Raw genomic sequence first — 16,387 nt, forward strand, 5'->3', positions numbered from 1 at the left:
GGCTACCTGGATGCCCTCGTGACCAACGCTAACGCACCCCTGACCCCGGCCGGGAGACTGCGCCTGGCCCGCTGAGTGGTCGGGGACGGGTGGCCCTGCGACGAGCCGCGGAACGCTTCCAGGTGTCGGTCTCGACTGCTGCCGATGGCCTGGCCGCTACCGCGACTACGGCACCGCTGCCATGACAGATCGGCCCAGCCGGCCTCGCACCAGTCCGAACCGCACGCTCAACCGAGTGGAGCGGCGAGTGACCAAGGTCCGGGTGCTACGGCGCCGGGGACCGGCCCGCATCGCCTACCTGCTCGGGCTGAACCCCTCGACGGTGCCAACGGATCCTGAGCCGCTACCGGCTCGCCCGGCTCACCCCTCTGGATCGGGCCACTGCCATGGTTGCGCCTCGAGGAGTGGGCCTACGCCCAGCCCTATCGCACCGACACCGAACGACGCCATGCCCGGCCACACTGGCTGCACACCTACAACCACCACCGCGGACACACCGCACTCGCAGGCCAGCCACCCGCCAGCCGCGCCCCCGACCTCACAGGGCAATACAGCTAGAGCGCCCGCAGGCCGGCCAGGACCCGTTCCATGAACTCGCGGGACGAGCGGTCCCCGAGGATCAGCTCGGTCTGGTGGATCAGCACCAGCCCGATGTCGGCCATGTCGCCGACCAGCACCTTTACCACGCCCAGCGGCAGCCGCAGGTGGGCGGCGATCTCCGCCACCGACCGCGTGTCCAGGCAGAGGTCGCAGATCCGGCGGTGCTCGACCGACCGGACGCCGCGGTACCGGCGCCCGTCGTCGGACGTCGAGACCAGCGCCTCGAGCGCCAGGTTGTGGTCGGACCGCGTCCGGCCGCCGGTGCGCGTGTACGGGCGCACCCGGGACCCGACCGAAGCGGCCGGGGACGGGCTCAGGACGCGGGCCGCCGGCTCCTCCCACGGCTCCGGCCGCGGGATCCAGCGGGTCTCCGGGTCCGGCGGGGGCGTCCAGCCGGTCCGGGGGTCGATCGGCGGGGCCCACGAAGGCGGGGGCGCCGCCTGGGGTCTGGACACCGGCGGTCTCGGCGCCGGGGGCCGGGGCGCCGGGGGTGCCGGCGGGCGGGGCGGGGCCGGCTGCCGCGGCGGGGCCGGTGGACGAGGCGCGTGAGCACCACGCGGAGGCGTCCACGCCGGCTCGAGCGGCGGGGGCTCCGGCTCGGCGGTCTCCTCGTCCTGCCACTCCGGCTCGGCGGGGTCGTAGCTGCCGTCGTAGCCCTCGTCGAAGTCGGACGACGAACCCCACTCGCGGGTGTCCTCGTCGGTGTAGCCCTGCGGATCCGGCTGGGGCCGCGCCGGCTTGCGCTTGGGCATGATCGTCGACAGCGTCGACATGTCGAACTTGCTGGGCGAATCGAAACCCTCGCGCTCGGTACCGCGGTGCAGTGCGTCCCAGCCGCTGGAGTCCGGATCGTCGAATCCCGAAATCCTCATCGTTTCCTACCCACGCACGCCGCCCTGCAGCTGCGCACGCAGCTCGGGGGTGATCTGCTGGCCGACCCGCTCGACGAGCAGGGTCATCTCGTACGCGACCGTGCCGATGTCGCACGTCGGCGCGGCCAGCACCGCCAGCGACGAACCGTCCGAAACGGACATCAGGAACAGGTAGCCGCGCTCCATCTCCACCACGGTCTGGTTGACACCACCCGCTTCGAAGCAGCGAGCGGCCCCGAACGTCAGGCTGATCAGCCCGGACGCGACCGCGGACAGCTGCTCGGCACGCTCCTGGGGCAGCCCTTCGGACGGCGCCAGGAGGAGCCCGTCGGCGGACACCAGAACGGCGTGCGCGGCGCCGGGTACCCGGCGCACGAAGTCCGTGATGAGCCAGCCGAACGAACCCTGGCCGGATGCCGTCACTACTGCCCCTCCTTGCTCCTGCGGCGCCGCACGCCGCACCCCGGAGTGGCCGGCACGGCCCACGCTCAAGCGTATTCGCCCCGCCCGCGGTGTCGAGTCGACCGCGGGCCGGCCGGTGCGCACCCTACGTGTGCGCACGACCGCGCTCCGCACCGGCCCGGTCCGGGCGGTGCGGTCGGAGCTCACTCCGCGGCCCGCGGTGGCGGGACGTCTGCGCAGGTCAGCCCGGTGGACGGCGAGCCGGGGAGGCGACGCCACCTTCGACGGTACCGAACCGCGGCGACCGTTCCGTCCTCCGGACGGAGGCAGCGCTCCCCGAAGTGGGTGAAGCCCGTGGAGTTCACTCCAACGGCCGCATCCGGTCCGGGGGGCCATCGCCTCAGCCTGCGCGCAACGCCGAATCGTGCGCGATCGCGTGCTGGACGACGGAGATCAGCACCTGTTTGGCGGAGTCGCGCTCACGCGCGTCGCACGCCATGATCGGGACCGACGGCGCGATGGTGAGCGCGTGCCGCACGTCCTCGATCTGGTGGTGCAGAAGCCGGTCGAAGCAGTTGATGGCCACGACGTAGGGCAGCTTCCGGTTCTCGAAGAAGTCGATCGAGGGGAACGCGTCGGCGAGCCGCCGCGTGTCCACCAGCACGACCGCTCCGATGGCACCGACCGCGAGGTCGTCCCACATGAACCAGAACCGGTGCTGACCAGGGGTGCCGAAGACGTACAGCACCAGGTCCGAGTCCAGCGAGATGCGCCCGAAGTCCATCGCCACGGTGGTGGTGGTCTTGTTGGGCGTGGCCGAGGTGTCGTCGTGTCCGACGCTGGCCTCGGTCATCATGGCCTCGGTGGTCAGCGGGTCGATCTCCGAGATCGCCCCGACCAGCGTTGTCTTCCCCGAACCGAACCCGCCGGCGACCACGATCTTGGCCGACGAGGTCGGACCCGTCACCTGCGGCGCGTTCGCGTCGGAGTCAAATTCTCCGAAGCCCACTGAGCACCCTTTCCATGAACTCGATACTCGGCCGGTCACCCACGGTCTGGTTGCTGGAGTGCACCAGCACCAGCCCGAGCCCCGCCACGTCACCAATCAACACCCGCACCACACCGAGCGGCAGCCGCAGCAGCGCTGCCACCTCGGCCACCGACCGGGTGTCGAGGCACAGGTCACAGATCGACCGGTGCTCGGGCACCCGGACCCGGTCGAGCATCCGGCCCTGGTCACTGGTCGAGATCAGCGCCTCGATCGCCAGATCGAGAGTCGCCTTCGTCCGGCCCCGGGTCCGGAAGTACGGCCGGACCAGGCCGGACGTCTCCATCTCGGTCGGCGCCGGCTCGTCGACGTACTCCTGGTGGGCCTGCCGCGGCAGCGCCGCGGCCAGCTCGCCGGAGTCCAGTCCCGCCGAGTAGTCGCGATCGTTGCTGTACGCGGCGAAGTCGTGCGCGTCGTACAACGGCCCGCTCGACCCGCCGAACAGCTCCGCTCCGGGGCCGCCCAGCAGCCGGTCGCGGTACTCGCCGCTCCCGGGCTGGATCGGCCGGATCGGTTCCTGACCGGCATTGCTGTCGGTCAGCCAGTTCGGCGGCTCTCGCACAGGGTCGTTGTCGGACGCCTGCACCCTGCGTGACCGCCACTCGCGGTCGACCCGTTCCCGGAACGACTGCCAGTCCTCCCGGCCGTCGTCCGAGTGCTCGGACCACCCGCCGGAGAAGTCGTCACCGAGCCGGCCATCGCCCCTCAAGCGCCCGTCGTCCACGGCTCTCTCCTCGGTTCCCGGGTCCTCAGCGGCGGACTGCCGAGCCCTGCAGCTGGGCCCGCATCTCCGGTGTCAGCTGTTGACCGACCCGCTCCACCAGCAAGGTCATCTCGTAGACGACCAGGCCGATGTCGCTCTCCGGCGAACCGAGCACCGCAAGACAAGAACCGTCGGAAACCGACATGAGGAAGAGGAAGCCGTTGGCCATCTCGACGACGGTCTGCGCGACCGTCCCGCCTTCGAACACCTTGGCCGCACCGCGTGCGAGGCTCGTGAGCCCCGACGCCACCGCCGCCAGCTGGTCCGCCCGGTCCTTCGGCAGGCCACGCGAGGCCGCGAGGAGCAGGCCGTCGGCCGACACCACGACCGCGTGGGCCGCGCCGGGCACCCGGTGCACGAAATCCGTGATCAGCCAAGCGAAGCTGCCGGCATTGTTCGCCTTGGCATGCGCCTGGCCGTTCGGCTGCGCGGAGCCACCCGGCTGCATTGCACCCGCCCGTGTCACTTTCACTCCTCACTGCTGTCTGTGGTGTTGCCACGCCCCGGAACCCTGCTGCTTTCCAGCTGTTCTTCGGCCGGGAGCTCCTTCAACGCATGCCGGCCCGAGGTGTAGCCCCGCTGGAAGCTTGCCATCCTGCTCCGCGCCGCGGACGCCGAGCGGGTGATCGCACCCTTTCCGGGCATGCCCGCGGTGTTGTCCGCGAAGTTGTTCTGCGCCGGTCCGTCGGACGAAGGACTGTTGATCGACCCCGGCACCAGGTAGGCGTTCGGGACACGTTTGGGCAGCCCGGCCGTGGTGATCTCCTCGTTCTTGGCCTCCAGCAGCGACTGTGCCTTCTGCCAGCCGTCGTCGGAAGCACTGTGCCAGCCGTCGTCGGGCGGGAGGAGCGGGTGCCGGGTCGCGGCGGTCGGCAGCAGCTCGTCGGCCGGCTCGGGCTCGGGCACGCGCTCACGCTCGGGAGCACGCTCGCGCTCCGGGCGCCGGCTGACCGGCTCGGCGACGACGGTCCGCTCCGCCACCTGCTCGTCGGAGCCGGTGAGCGGCGGGAGGTTCGGGTCTTCACCCTCGCTCTGCGTCGGGACCGGGTCGGCCACCGAGTCGTCGCCTTCACTGAACCAGCGTGACAGCACCGACTGGTAGATCGGCAGCCGCCGGGTGGGTACATCGTCCTCGAGGGCCGACGGACCGACCTCCTCCGCACGCGGCGGGGGTGGTGGCGGCTCCTCGGGCGGGACGTACTTCGGCTCGCGCTTCGGCAGGACCAGCGGCGCGAACTGCGTGTCGTTCGCCCTCGAGCTGGCACCCTCGCCGTTCGTCGACGGCGTCAGCGGCGCGAGGTCCTCGGCGGTCGGCCAGGCCGGCACCTCGGGCTTCGGCAGCTCGGGCGACAGGAACGGGCCCGCCGCACGGCCACCGCTGACCAGGTCGTCCAGGCTGATCGGCTGGTCGAGCGGGACCAGCCCGCCCTGCTTCGCCACCGGCTCGTGCACCGGCGGAGGCGGGGGCGGCGGTGCCGAAGGCGGGATCGGCGTGTGCGCCTGCGTCTGGTCGTAGTCCGAACGCGCGGCCGGGATCGGGATGCTCGGCATCGACATCGACGTCTCGGACCGGTTCGGCGGCAGCGGGGTCTGCCGCGTCATGCCCGGGCGGAGCTGGGTGAGCAGCTCGGCCGGGACGACGACGCGGGCGATCACGCCACCCTCGATGTCCTCGTTCTCGCGCAGCCGCACCTCGATGCCGTGGCGCTTGGCCAGCCGCGAGACCACGTACAGGCCCATCCGGCGGGTCACCGACACGTCCAGGTCCGGCGGCTCGGCGAGCCGTCCGTTGACCTCGGCCAGCCGCTCGTCGCTCATGCCGACACCGTGGTCGGTGACCTGGATGGCCAGCGCCTTCCGGCGGGTCACCACGGCGCGGACGATGACCTTCGTCTCCGGCTCGGAGAAGTAGGTCGCGTTGTCGAGCAGCTCCGCGAGGACGTGCACGAGGTCGTGGATCGCGAGGCCCTGGACCGCGACGTCGGGCACGATGCCGACCTCGATCCGGGCGTACTGCTCGATCTCGGACACCGCGGCGCCGATGACGTCGGCGGCGGGCACCGGCTTGGGCACGGACTTCGCCAGGCCGGCGCCGGAGAGCACCAGCAGGGACTCACCGTTGCGCCGCAGCCGGGTGGCCAGGTGGTCGAGCTCGAACAGGCTCGCCAAGTGGTCCGGGTCCTGCTCGTCGGCCTCGAGGCGGTCGATGACGCCGAGCTGGCGTTCCACCAGCCGCTGCGACCGCCGCGAGAGGTTCACGAAGATGCCGTTGACGTTCTCGCGCAGGAGGGCCTGCTCGGCGGCCATCTTGACGGCTTGTTCGTGGACGATGTCGAACGACCGCGCGACCTCGCCGATCTCGTCGCGGGAGGTGACGGGCACCGGCTGGACGGCCTTCTTCGAGGCGCCGACCGGGTCCGGGTCGTCGAGGATCGCCTGCACCGTCTCGGGCAGCCGGGTGTAGGCGACGTCCAGCGCGCTCTTCCGCAGGATCCGCAGCGGGCGCAGCATCAGGCGGGCGACGATGAGCATCAGCGCGATCGCGGCCGCCAGCGCGGCGAGCACGATGGCACCGCCGACCCAGGCCGAGTTGACCGCCGCCGTGGCGAGGTCGTCGGCGCGGGTCTTGAGCTGGGCCAGCAGGTTCGACTCGACCGCGTGCAGCTTGTCCGCCGACACCGTGCTGTCCTTGCCGAGCGCCGTGGTGTCGATGCTCGGCGCGTCACCCAGCTGGGCGAAGGAGAACGCCGCGGTCTGGATCCGGCGGCGGTCGTCGACCTCCGGGCCGGAGTAGGTGTCGTTGTAGAGCTGGCGCTGGTCGTCGTCGGCGTTCGCGAGGAAGGCCGCCACCGAGGCGTCCGCACTGGAGGCCGACGCACGCGTCTGGTCCAGGAGGTCACCGGGGAAGTTCCCGCGGAACGCGGCGATCTGCAGCTCGGCGTCGGAGCGGGTGGTGAACTCCTTCGCCTCGCTGATCGCCTGCGTGCTCGTGCCGAGCCGCAGCACGTCCCGGTCGGTGACCGCGGTGGTCACCTCGCGGCCGAGCTCGATCAGCGCGTCGAGGATGCCGGAGTAAGCGGTCATCACCGTGATGTCCGGCAGGCCGTTCGCGGTGTTGAACGCCGCCCGCAGCGGGCGCAGCGCGTCGAGGCGCTGGATACCGCGGGTGTAGCGGTCCTTGGTCGCCTGGTCGTCGTAGCTGAGGGTCGACGCCGCGTTGCGCAGGTCGGTCACCTCGCGGTCGACCTTGGCGATCTGCGCGTCGAGACCCGTCTGCAGCAACTGGTTCGCGGACGAGATCCGCGCGACGGCCAGCGAGCGCTCGTTCTGCAGTTCGTGCACGACCGTGGTGACCTTGACCGCGAACGCGACCTGGTCGGCGGTGTGCTGGAACTCGGTCGCCTGCTGAGCGTCGTCGACCACGCGCAACGTGCCCAGTGTGAGCGCCGTCAACGTCGGGATCAGGAGGATCGCGGCCAGCTTGGACCGCAGCCTCCAGTCACGCATGCCGGAGAACAGCCCGGCCTTCCGGCCCGGAGCATCTCCGGGCGACTGCGCGGGGGGCCCTCCTACCCCCGCGGCGTCTTCGTTCGGCACCGCCGCACCACCATCATCGTTCGTGCTCTGGAAACCCTGGTCGGTCCAGCGCCCGCCAGGGCGCATCGCGTTCTCCTCAGCCACTCGTCTGCACGCTCCCGGCGCTCCGGCTCAACGGCCGATCGGTAGGAGCCCAGCGCGAGACGGTACCCGTACGGGTGAAAAGATCGTCTTCGACGGGGGTTCCTGAACCCCGTCCGATCGGACGGAATCGGTTCAGCTCGAGCATCACGGTCCGGTCCCTGCGCTGGTCCTGCATTGGTCTGTTTCTCCGGCCTAGCCCGCCCGCACGGCGGCTGAGCCCGGCCAGGCAGTGGTCTCCGCGGGGGAGTTTCTCTCAGGAAAAGCACAGCGTGTCCTGGTAAACCGAGGATCGTCTTGATCGGCCATCCAGGCACTCTCTCTCACTACATCGGAGGTTGATACCTCCCCGCAGGTGCAGAGGGTAGCGAACGCCCGGGGAAGATGTAACCCTCCCGACGCTTCGTGCACGATGTTGCACAGCGTTCGCTCAGTCGGCGCACAGCTGGTGATCTCTCAATCAGGAACTGGGCCCTACGCTGGGTGAACAGCTACGGCGAGTGGAGCAGTGGGTCTAGACCAGAGGCCAATAGAGTGACGTGCACCACTCTCTAGTGTATTTATCCCACCCGTTGTGAGCGAGCTGTCACGTTCTCTACAGTGACCCGCGTACTCCCGAGAATGAGTTACGTACTTCCCCGGGATTCGGTCCACCAACCGTCAAAATCTCCCAAGGAGCAGGTCTTGCTTCGAAACGCCATGAGCAGCCGCCGGGGTCACACTCGCCGCGCCGCGCTCGGGCTCGCCCTCACTGTCGCGGCCGCGACAGCCCTCACCGGCTGCAGCGCGCTCGGCTCGGACGACTCGAACGCCTCGTCGAGCGGGGGTGGCCTGGAGAAGTCGAAGATCAAGGTCTCCATCATGCCGACCACGGACCTGGCGCCGTTCTGGCTCGCGCAGGACGGCGGTTACTTCAAGGCCGAGGGGCTCGAGGTCGAGCAGATCATCGCCCCGAGCGGCCAGGCGTCGATGACGAAGGCGATCTCGGGTGAGGCGGACATCGCGCTCTCGACCTACATGCCGTTCTTCGTCGCCAAGAGCAAGGGCGCCGCGGACATCCAGCTCGTCGCCGACGGCACGTCGGTGAACGCGAAGAGCAACGCGATCGTCACGGTGCCGAACTCCCCGGTGAAGACGGTCAACGACCTCAAGGGCAAGCGGATCGCGATCACCGCCCTGAACACCGCGTCCGACATCCTCACCAAGTCGGTGATGAAGGACCACGGCATCGACTACAGCACGGTCAACTGGGTCCCGATCCCGCTCCCGAACATGGCGGCGGCGCTGAAGGACGGCCAGGTCGACGCGGCCTACATGCCGGAGCCGCAGCTCTCGCAGGCGGCGAAGGTCGCCGGCGCGACACCGGTCATCGACATCAACACCGGCGCCAGCCAGGACTTCCCGCTGACGGGCTACGGCTCGACGGCGAAGTGGGTGCAGGCGAACCCGAAGACCCTCGCCGCCTTCCAGCGCGCCATGAAGAAGGCCACCGCCGACTCGATCAACGACCGCGCGAAGGTCGAGCCGCTGCTGGTGAAGTACGCGAAGATCGACCAGGACACGGCCAAGCTGCTCACCCTGCCGGGCTACGGCTCCGTCCTGGACGCCCGGCGCCTGCAGCGGGTGCCCGACCTGCTGCTGCAGATGGGCGTCATCACCGGCAAGGTCGACGCCGCCACGATGATCGCTCCGCAGGCGACCAGCTGACGTGACGAAACTGCTCCGCGGCCTGGCCGGCCTGGTCGGCTTCCTCCTGCTCTGGGAGGTCGTCGTCCAGGTCGGCCTGGTCAGCAAAACGTTCATCCCGCCGCCGAGCGTCGTCCTGGTCACCGTCGGGGACCTGCTGGGCGATGCCGACTTCATCCGCGACGTCATCGCGACCATGCTCGCCTGGCTGATCGCCATCCTCATCGCGATCGTCGCCGGGGTGCTCGCCGGGCTGCTGCTGGGCAGCGTCCCGGTGCTGCGCACCGCCACCGCCGCGATCGTCGAGTTCCTCCGCCCGATCCCGGTCACCGCGCTGGTGCCGCTGGTGCTGCTGGTGATCGGCTCCGGTCCCGACGCGAAGATCTCCCTCGCGGTGTACGCCTCGCTGTGGCCGATCATGTTCAACACCATCTACGGCATGGGCGAGATCGACCCGGTGCTGATGGAGACCGCCCGCGCGTGCGGGACCAGCCGGTTCCGCATCCTGTCGTCGGTCGCGCTGCCGCAGACCGCGCCGTTCGTCTTCACGGGCATCCGGCTGTCGGCGACCATCGCGCTGATCGCCGTCGTCAGCGTGGAGTTCCTGGCCGGCTCCGAAGTCGGGCTCGGCAACTTCATCCTCGTCGCCAGCACCGGTTCGGTCCGCTTCGACCTGGTCCTGGCCGGTACCGTGGTCGCCGGGGTGCTGGGTTACCTGATCAACGAGGGACTCGAACAGCTCGGCAAGCGGCTGTTCCGCTGGAGCAGCATCGACCGGGAGGCGATCGCATGAGCACCGCGACTCTTTCCGGCCGGGTGGGCCGCCGGGCCGCGCGCGGCGCGGCCACCGTCGCCCGCAACTGGCTGCTCTTCGCGATCCTCGTGGTCGTCTGGGAGTTCGCCGCCCGCGCCGGCGGCAGCAAGTTCTTCCCCCCGCCCACGGAGATCGCGGTCGCCGCCGCGAAGCTGTGGTTCACCGGGCCCGCGTCGCACCTGTTCCTCACCGACGCGGTGTTCGACAACGTGTTCCCCAGCCTCGGCCGGATGCTCGGCGGCTGGGCGCTGGCCGCGCTCGTCGGCATCGGGCTGGGCGTGCTGGTCGGCCGGTCCGAGAAGGGGATGGACTACCTCGGCCCGCTGTTCGCGTTCTTCCGCTCGATCCCGCCGCCCACGCTGATCCCGGTGTTCGCGGTGCTGTTCGGGCTGAGCTCGGGCATGCAGATCGGCGCGATCATCTTCGGCGCGATCTGGCCGGTGCTGCTCAACTCGGTCGACGGGGTCCGCTCGGTCGACTCGGTGAAGGTGGAGACCTCTCGGGCGTTCCGCACGCCGAAGCGGTACTGGGTGTCGATGGTGGTGCTGCCCGCGGCGGCGCCGAAGATCTTCGCCGGGCTGCGGGTCAGCCTGTCGATCTCGCTGCTGCTCATGGTCGTCTCCGAGCTGGTCGGCGCGTACAACGGCATCGGGCGGTCACTGATGAACGCCCAGCAGGACTTCGACTTCCCGACCATGTGGTCGTGGCTGGTGCTGCTCGGCATCCTCGGCTACGTCTTCAACACGATCTTCCTGGCCGCGGAGCGGCGGGTGCTGGCCTGGCAGCCGACCCGTCTCGGCCGCGACTGACGCTGGAAAGGCCTCTCCCATGTCAACCATGCTCGAAGTGTCCGGCCTCAGTCACCGCTACGGCACGGGCGCGAAGGCGCACACCGCGGTGAACGACCTTTCGTTCACCGTCGAGGCCGGGCAGCTGGCCAGCATCGTCGGCCCGTCGGGCTGCGGGAAGTCGACGCTGCTGCGCTGCGTCGCCGGCCTGACCCCGCCGACCGAGGGCACGGTGAGCCTGCACGGCGACCGCGTCTCGGGCGTGCCGGACGACCTCGCCGTCGTGTTCCAGGACTACAGCCGATCGCTGTTCCCGTGGCTTTCGGTGCAGAAGAACGTCGAGTTCCCGCTGCGCTGGCGGCCGATCTCCCGCGCCGAACGGCGATCGCGGGCGGCCGAGGCGCTGGAGCAGGTCGGGTTGTCCGCGGTGGGCGGGAAGTTCCCGTGGCAGCTGTCGGGCGGCATGCAGCAGCGGGTGTCGATCGCCCGCGCGCTGGCCAGCCGGCCGTCGCTGCTGCTGATGGACGAGCCGTTCGCCTCGGTCGACGCGCAGACCCGCTTCGAGCTCGAAGACCTGACCCGGCGGGTGCAGCGCGAGCAGGGCGCCACGATCCTCGTCGTCACGCACGACATCGACGAGAGCGTCTACCTGTCCGACCGGGTGCTGGTGCTGTCGAAGTCACCGGCGTCGATCGTGGCGGACCTCAAGGTGGGCCTGCCGGCCGAGCGCGACCAGATCACCACGCGCGAATCGGTGGAGTTCGTGACGCTGCGCGGCGAAGTGGCCCGGCTGCTGCACGGCGGCACCCCGGCGGATGCGGCCGCGGCCGCATCGGACGCCGCCGAATGGGAGCTGGCCGAGCGGGCCAAGAACGTGACGAAGTCCACGACCCGGAGCTGACGACGACGAAGTCCACTGTGGACGCTCGTCCACAGTGGACTTCTCGGCGATGGTGGTTCAGCAGCTCAGTAGATCGTCCGGTCCGACGCGGCCACCCGGATGTGCACCAGCGTCGGGCGCTTCTCGTCCAGTGCCGCCGTCAACCCCGGGGCCAGGCCCGACGGCTCGGTGATCGTCACGGACTGGCAGCCCATGCTGGCCGCCAGCGCCGCGAAGTCGATGCCGCCCAGCTGGGTGCCCGGGATCTTCTCGCCGCCGATCGCGTCGCCCAGGATGCGGACGGCCGCGTACTCGCTGTTGTCCAGGATCAGGATCGTCACCGGGACGTCCTGGCGCGCGGCCGTCCACAGTGCCTGGATGCCGTACATGCTCGAGCCGTCGCCGATGACGCCGATGACCTTGCGGTCCGGGCAGGCGAGGGCCGCGCCGACGGTGCCCGGGACGCCGTACCCGAGGGCACCGCTGGCGATCGTCAGGAACCCGGTGTCCGTCTGCGTGATCGGCAGGTGGTCGTGCAGGAATCCGCGGTGGCTGGGTGCCTCTTCGACGACGATCGCGTTGCCCGGCAACAGATCCGCGAGTGTCGAGTAGACGAAGTCGGCGGTGAGCTTGTCGCCGCTGGGCTTCGCGGGCCGCTGGAGCGGGGCCGGCGCGGGCCGCGAGCTCTGGTCGACGACGTTCAGCAGGGCGCGGACACCGAGCTTCGGCGTCGCCCGGATACCCGTGCCTTCGAAGGCGCGCGCGAGGTTCTGCTCGTCGTCGCTGATGATGAACAACGGCGGCATCCGCGCGTCGTCGCGCCCGCGGTCGACGTGGTAGGTGAAGGCGGGCGCGCCGAGCACCACGACGAGGTCGTGCTGCGCGAGCCGGTCCGAGACCGCGCCGCGTTCGGGGTCGAGGAAACCTTGGAACAGCGGGTGATCCTCGGGGAAGGAACACCGGAACGACATCGGCGCGACCCAGACGGCCGCGTTGAGGCGTTCGGCGAGCGCGACGGTCTCCACGACGGCACCGTCCTGGTCGACGGCTCCCCCGACGACGATCGCGGGCCGCTCGCTCTTGTCCAGGGCGGCGACGAGCTCGTCGATCGCCTCCGGGTCCGGCGCGAAGCCGCGGATCCGAGGCCGGGAGATGACGGGCCGTTCGGTGGTGACGGTCCAGTCGTCGGCCGGCACCGACACGAAGACCGGCCCGGACGGCGCCTGCGTCGCGACGTGGTAAGCGCGGGAAAGCGCGGCCGGGACGTCCTCGGCGGTGGCGGGTTCGATGGACCACTTGACGTACGGCTTGGGGAACTCGGTCGCGTCCATGGCACCGAGGAAGGGATCGTGCGGCAGGAGAGCCCGGTTCTGCTGCCCGGCGACGACGATCAGCGGCGTCCGGTTGCGGTACGCGGTGTAGAGGCTGCCCAGCCCGTGCCCGACCCCGCCGGCCGAGTGCAGGTTGACGAGCACGGCCCGGCGCGTGGCCTGGGCGTAGGCGTCGGCCATCGCCACCACGGCGGACTCCTGCAGGCCGAGGACGTAGTCGAAGTCGTCCGGCCAGTCGGTGAGGAACGGGACCTCGGTGGTGCCGGGGTTGCCGAACACCGTGGTGAGGCCGAGTTCGCGGAGGAGTTCGCGGGAGGCATCCAGCACCGTGCGCTTGTTCATGCCCACAGACTAATGCTTAGTCTTGCGAAGGAAAGCCCCAAAAGGCCGCGGGACTCGGCCCCGCGGCCTTTGGGGGAATCAGCTCAGCCGATCAGGCCCGACAGGCCCGAGCCCTTGAACGAACCCCAGCCCGTCACCTGGTCGTACCCGGTGCCGGCGGTGAAGCCCGTCGTCCCGTGCAGGGTGTTGTTGCCCGTCGTCACGTCGTGGAAGCCCGTGCCGTACGACGACCCGTTGCCGATCGAGTAGAGCTTCGGGTTCAGGTTGCCCAGCCCGCCTCCGTGGACCTGGTTCTGCAGCGTCGCGAACGCCGCCCACAGCGGGGCCGCGCCCGACGTGCCCCACACCGTCTCCCACGAACCCGCCGTGTAGATGTAGTAGCCCGAGCCGCTCGCCGCGTCGGCCGAGACGTCCGGGACCTTGCGCTTGGTCGTGCTCTGCGCGGACTGCCACGACGGCGCGGTGAAGACCGTCGAGATGCCGCCGCCCGTGGAGCCGTTGGACGCGCCGTCGTTCCACGCCTTCTCACTGCTGTAGGCGTTCGAGGACGTCACGGTCAGCTGCGTGCCGCCGACGCCCGTCACGTTCGGGCTGGACGCCGGGAAGTCCACGGCCTTCGCCGTCGAACCGGTCTGGCGGTAGCAGTCGGTCGTGCCGTCGTCGCCCGCCGCCGCGAAGTACGAGATGCCCTCCGCGGTGCCGGTCGCGATCGCGTTGCTGACGCTGTTCGCCGCGCTCGACCCCTCGGCGGATTCGCAGGCGCCCCAGGAGATCGAGACGACGTTGACCGTGTGGTCCGACGCGATCTTCTGGTACATCGCCAGTTCGCCGGCGCTGGTGTTCGGCGCCTCGTACACGTAGTCGTTCGCCGCGGCCGCCAGCGCGTGCACGACCTCGATGTCCAGCTCGACCTCGATCTGGCCGTCGCCCGGCGCCGAGTCGTAGTTCGCGCCGCTGACCGGGACCGTGGTCACCGAGCCCGCCGAAAGGCCGTACGTGCTGTCGTACTTGGTGACATCGGCCTTCTTGTAGCCGTCGAACTCGACGAAGCCGACCTTCACGCCGCTGCCGGTCGCCGAGAGGCCGCTGGTGCCGTACGCGGTCTTGAGCACCGGCGGGGTCACCGCCTTGACGACGTTCGGCTTCGCGACGGCGGAGGTGTGCGTCCGCAGGGCGTGGTTGTCGAGGCCGACGACGTTGCCCACGACGGCGGACACGTCGGCCGGCACGGTCGGCGCGGCGTCGTTGGCGAAGAAGTCCCGGCCGGACGTCTGGTCGTGGTAGGTGCCGATCCGGGTGTGGAACGCCGACTCGAGCTGGGCCGCCGAGCCGGTGAACGTGACGGCCTGGCGGTTGCCGGAAACCTCGATTCCGGTGGCGCCCGCGTTCTCGAGGAATGAGACGGCCTTGCCGACCTCGGCCTGGGTCGGGCCGAACTCGGCATTGAACTGAGCCGGGGTCAGAAAGTGGTGGTATTGCGGCGAGGCGGGGTTCTGCACGTCGGCGAGGAACCTTTCCAGCGCCTGCTGGTTGTGCAGTTTCAGCGACAGCGCCGCGGTGATCCGCTGCCCGTCCGCGACGTCACCGGTGCGGGCGCTGCTGACGAGTGGAGCGGCGTTGTCGGCCAGCGTGACCAGGGGTTCCGTCGCGGCGGTGGCAGGAACGACCACGGCGAGGCCGAGCAACGCCGGCAGCGGCACGGCGGCCGCGACGAGCTTGCGCAAGCGCATGGGGGATTTCCTCTCGGCGGTGGGGACCGGGCCTGCGCGGAATGCTCGCCGCAGGTTGCCGAGAAGCATAAGAAACCGCTGTCGCGCCGAGGAACCTACTTTTGGCTGCCCTTTCGCGGTTCCCATTTTCAGTTTCCGGGCGGTTTACCTTTCCATGGCCATTCGATTATCGTCCGGAATGCCCGAGATCGTCGAGACGGTCGACGATCTCCCTTGCGTCCGCATTGCCGGAAAACCGGCGGGCCGCCGCCGACAGCGAGCGCAGCCGCTGCCGCGTCCGCGGTGACCGCAGGGCGCCCGCCAGCTCGATCGCCTCCTCGCCGACGGCGGTGGCGACGTCGAGGTCGCCGTCCAGCGCGTGCACGGTGGCGAGCCAGATCAAGGTCAGCGAGCGGCTGCGCGTCATGCCCGTGCCGTACCCGGCGATCGCTTCGGTGAGCGCGGGGATGCCGTCGCGGCCGTGCCGGATGTCGACCACCTGGGCCAGCTCGCCGTGCACCGTGCCGACCATCGCCGCCATGTCGGTGGCCCCGAAGAACGAGTCCCACGGCGACGGCTCGCGCCCCTCGGCTTCGGCGAACTCCTCGCGGGCGCGGCGCAGGTAGGTCAACGCCTCGGCGACGTCGGCCTTCTTGGCGTGCGCCCACGCCTGATTGGCCGACAGGATCGCCTGCGCGAGCTTGGAGTGCGCCAGCAACGCGGCCTCCCGGCCCCGCGCGAACTCCTCGAGCGCCGCGTCGACGGCGCCGTAGTGCAGGTGCAGCCGTCCGATGCGGTACCGGACGTTGGCCTGGAGATCGTCGTTCCCGGCCTGGATGGCGAGCTCCAGGGCCCGCCGGAACGCGGCCAGCGCGGCGGCCGGGCGGTCCTGGTCGAAGTTCGTCCAGCCGGCCAGGTTGTACAGGTCGGCGACGGCGGTGCAGAGCCTCGCCTGGACGACGGCCTTGGTCACGCCGTCCAGCAGCGCGACGGCCGCGGGCAGCCGCGATTCGACGGCCCTCCGGCAGGCGCCGCCGCCGTAGCGGTAGTCCAGGCCCCTGAGTTCGGCGACGTCGTCCTCGAGCCGTCGCACGTCGGCGAGACCCACGCGTGCGCCACGCTGGTCGTCCCGCCCTCCACTGCCCTCCATGGCAGCCCTCCGTCCGTAGAGAGCTGCCGGGCAGCTCCCGTTCATTCCCCTCCGGGCCAGGCCGGAGCCCGCTCCTTCGAGGGACTGGCGCCGGGCAGTACCCCGGCGGCGGTCAGCACCACGCCCGTGGCGGTTTCCGCGATCTTGACGGCGGCCAGCAGGCCGGTGAGGGCGAGCGAGCCGCCGAGCCCCAGTTTCGCGAACTCGTCTTCGGAGGGTCCGGTTCCGCGTTGCCGCGGTATCGCGCCGGTCACGATTCGGCCTTTCGGCTGGTTCCGGACACAATCGGGCGATAGCCGCGGGGAATCAGTCGCTCCCACGCGA

The 16,387-nt window shown here is 70.4% G+C and carries 13 protein-coding genes and 1 pseudogene; 5 read left to right on the forward strand and 9 right to left on the reverse strand.

Translation table 11 applies throughout. The annotated features are described in order from the left end of the window. Window positions 1–75: 75 nt before the first annotated feature. Window positions 76–558 (forward strand): annotated as a pseudogene (locus tag QSK39_RS07405) (leucine zipper domain-containing protein). On the opposite strand, the gene QSK39_RS07410 reads toward QSK39_RS07405, so the two are convergent. The 6 genes from QSK39_RS07410 to QSK39_RS07435 form a co-directional block, all read right to left on the reverse strand. Continuing rightward, entirely contained in the window at window positions 555–1,472 is a 918-nt protein-coding gene (locus QSK39_RS07410; protein ID WP_285476878.1) for a DUF742 domain-containing protein, read from the reverse strand. The pseudogene QSK39_RS07405 and the gene QSK39_RS07410 sit on opposite strands and share 4 nt — an antisense overlap. Before the next feature lie 6 nt (window positions 1,473–1,478). Next, entirely contained in the window at window positions 1,479–1,895 is a 417-nt protein-coding gene (locus QSK39_RS07415; RefSeq protein WP_091390236.1) for a roadblock/LC7 domain-containing protein, read from the reverse strand. 379 nt (window positions 1,896–2,274) lie between these two features. Beyond that, the gene (locus tag QSK39_RS07420; protein WP_086861435.1) at window positions 2,275–2,883 is read right to left on the reverse strand and encodes a GTP-binding protein; all 609 of its coding nucleotides are present in this window, start codon (window positions 2,881–2,883) and stop codon (window positions 2,275–2,277) included. Continuing rightward, window positions 2,864–3,646, reverse strand: coding sequence for a DUF742 domain-containing protein (locus QSK39_RS07425; RefSeq protein ID WP_284749638.1), 783 nt, complete (start codon window positions 3,644–3,646; stop codon window positions 2,864–2,866). The genes QSK39_RS07420 and QSK39_RS07425 overlap by 20 nt, the downstream gene beginning before the upstream one ends. A gap of 25 nt (window positions 3,647–3,671) precedes the next feature. After that, window positions 3,672–4,133: a roadblock/LC7 domain-containing protein gene (locus QSK39_RS07430; protein ID WP_013230256.1), complete on the reverse strand. Its 462-nt coding sequence runs from the start codon at window positions 4,131–4,133 to the stop codon at window positions 3,672–3,674. 20 nt (window positions 4,134–4,153) lie between these two features. Then, window positions 4,154–7,348, reverse strand: coding sequence for a sensor histidine kinase (locus QSK39_RS07435; protein WP_285476879.1), 3,195 nt, complete (start codon window positions 7,346–7,348; stop codon window positions 4,154–4,156). 714 nt (window positions 7,349–8,062) lie between these two features. On the opposite strand from QSK39_RS07435, the gene QSK39_RS07440 reads away from it, so the two are divergent. The 4 genes from QSK39_RS07440 to QSK39_RS07455 are packed head-to-tail and all read left to right on the forward strand — an operon-like array spanning window position 8,063 to window position 11,552. Next, a complete protein-coding gene (locus QSK39_RS07440; protein WP_285477962.1) occupies window positions 8,063–9,070 on the forward strand; it encodes an ABC transporter substrate-binding protein in 1,008 nt (335 codons plus the stop codon). Window position 9,071: 1 nt separating this feature from the next. Continuing rightward, a complete protein-coding gene (locus QSK39_RS07445; protein ID WP_285476880.1) occupies window positions 9,072–9,842 on the forward strand; it encodes an ABC transporter permease in 771 nt (256 codons plus the stop codon). Then, window positions 9,839–10,672, forward strand: a complete 834-nt coding sequence (locus tag QSK39_RS07450) for an ABC transporter permease (RefSeq protein ID WP_285476881.1) — start codon at window positions 9,839–9,841, stop codon at window positions 10,670–10,672. Before QSK39_RS07445 ends, QSK39_RS07450 begins: the two co-directional genes overlap by 4 nt. A 19-nt stretch (window positions 10,673–10,691) precedes the next feature. Beyond that, entirely contained in the window at window positions 10,692–11,552 is an 861-nt protein-coding gene (locus QSK39_RS07455) for an ABC transporter ATP-binding protein (RefSeq protein ID WP_285476882.1), read from the forward strand. Between the two features lie 65 nt (window positions 11,553–11,617). Here the strand turns inward: QSK39_RS07455 and mdlC are convergent, their stop codons facing one another. From mdlC to QSK39_RS07470, 3 genes are all read right to left on the reverse strand, one after another. Continuing rightward, window positions 11,618–13,204: a benzoylformate decarboxylase gene (gene mdlC, locus QSK39_RS07460; protein WP_285476883.1), complete on the reverse strand. Its 1,587-nt coding sequence runs from the start codon at window positions 13,202–13,204 to the stop codon at window positions 11,618–11,620. An 83-nt stretch (window positions 13,205–13,287) separates the two neighbouring features. Further along, window positions 13,288–14,934, reverse strand: coding sequence for a S53 family peptidase (locus tag QSK39_RS07465; RefSeq protein WP_285476884.1), 1,647 nt, complete (start codon window positions 14,932–14,934; stop codon window positions 13,288–13,290). 166 nt (window positions 14,935–15,100) lie between these two features. Further along, entirely contained in the window at window positions 15,101–16,348 is a 1,248-nt protein-coding gene (locus tag QSK39_RS07470) for an NsdA family TPR-like regulatory protein (RefSeq protein WP_502873249.1), read from the reverse strand. Window positions 16,349–16,387 lie beyond the last annotated feature (39 nt).

Origin of the sequence: Amycolatopsis sp. NBRC 101858 (assembly GCF_030269325.1) — a bacterium.
GTDB lineage: Bacteria > Actinomycetota > Actinomycetes > Mycobacteriales > Pseudonocardiaceae > Amycolatopsis > Amycolatopsis ponsaeliensis.

Bases quoted from the DNA above. Each gene is read 5' to 3' on its own strand.
- QSK39_RS07410 (WP_285476878.1), bottom strand. From the start codon at position 1,472: ATGAGGATTTCGGGATTCGACGATCCGGACTCCAGCGGCTGGGACGCA.
- QSK39_RS07430 (WP_013230256.1), bottom strand. From the start codon at position 4,133: ATGCAGCCGGGTGGCTCCGCGCAGCCGAACGGCCAGGCGCATGCCAAG.
- QSK39_RS07435 (WP_285476879.1), bottom strand. From the start codon at position 7,348: ATGCGCCCTGGCGGGCGCTGGACCGACCAGGGTTTCCAGAGCACGAAC.
- QSK39_RS07440 (WP_285477962.1), top strand. From the start codon at position 8,063: ATGAGCAGCCGCCGGGGTCACACTCGCCGCGCCGCGCTCGGGCTCGCC.
- QSK39_RS07450 (WP_285476881.1), top strand. From the start codon at position 9,839: ATGAGCACCGCGACTCTTTCCGGCCGGGTGGGCCGCCGGGCCGCGCGC.
- QSK39_RS07455 (WP_285476882.1), top strand. From the start codon at position 10,692: ATGTCAACCATGCTCGAAGTGTCCGGCCTCAGTCACCGCTACGGCACG.
- mdlC (WP_285476883.1), bottom strand. From the start codon at position 13,204: ATGAACAAGCGCACGGTGCTGGATGCCTCCCGCGAACTCCTCCGCGAA.
- QSK39_RS07465 (WP_285476884.1), bottom strand. From the start codon at position 14,934: ATGCGCTTGCGCAAGCTCGTCGCGGCCGCCGTGCCGCTGCCGGCGTTG.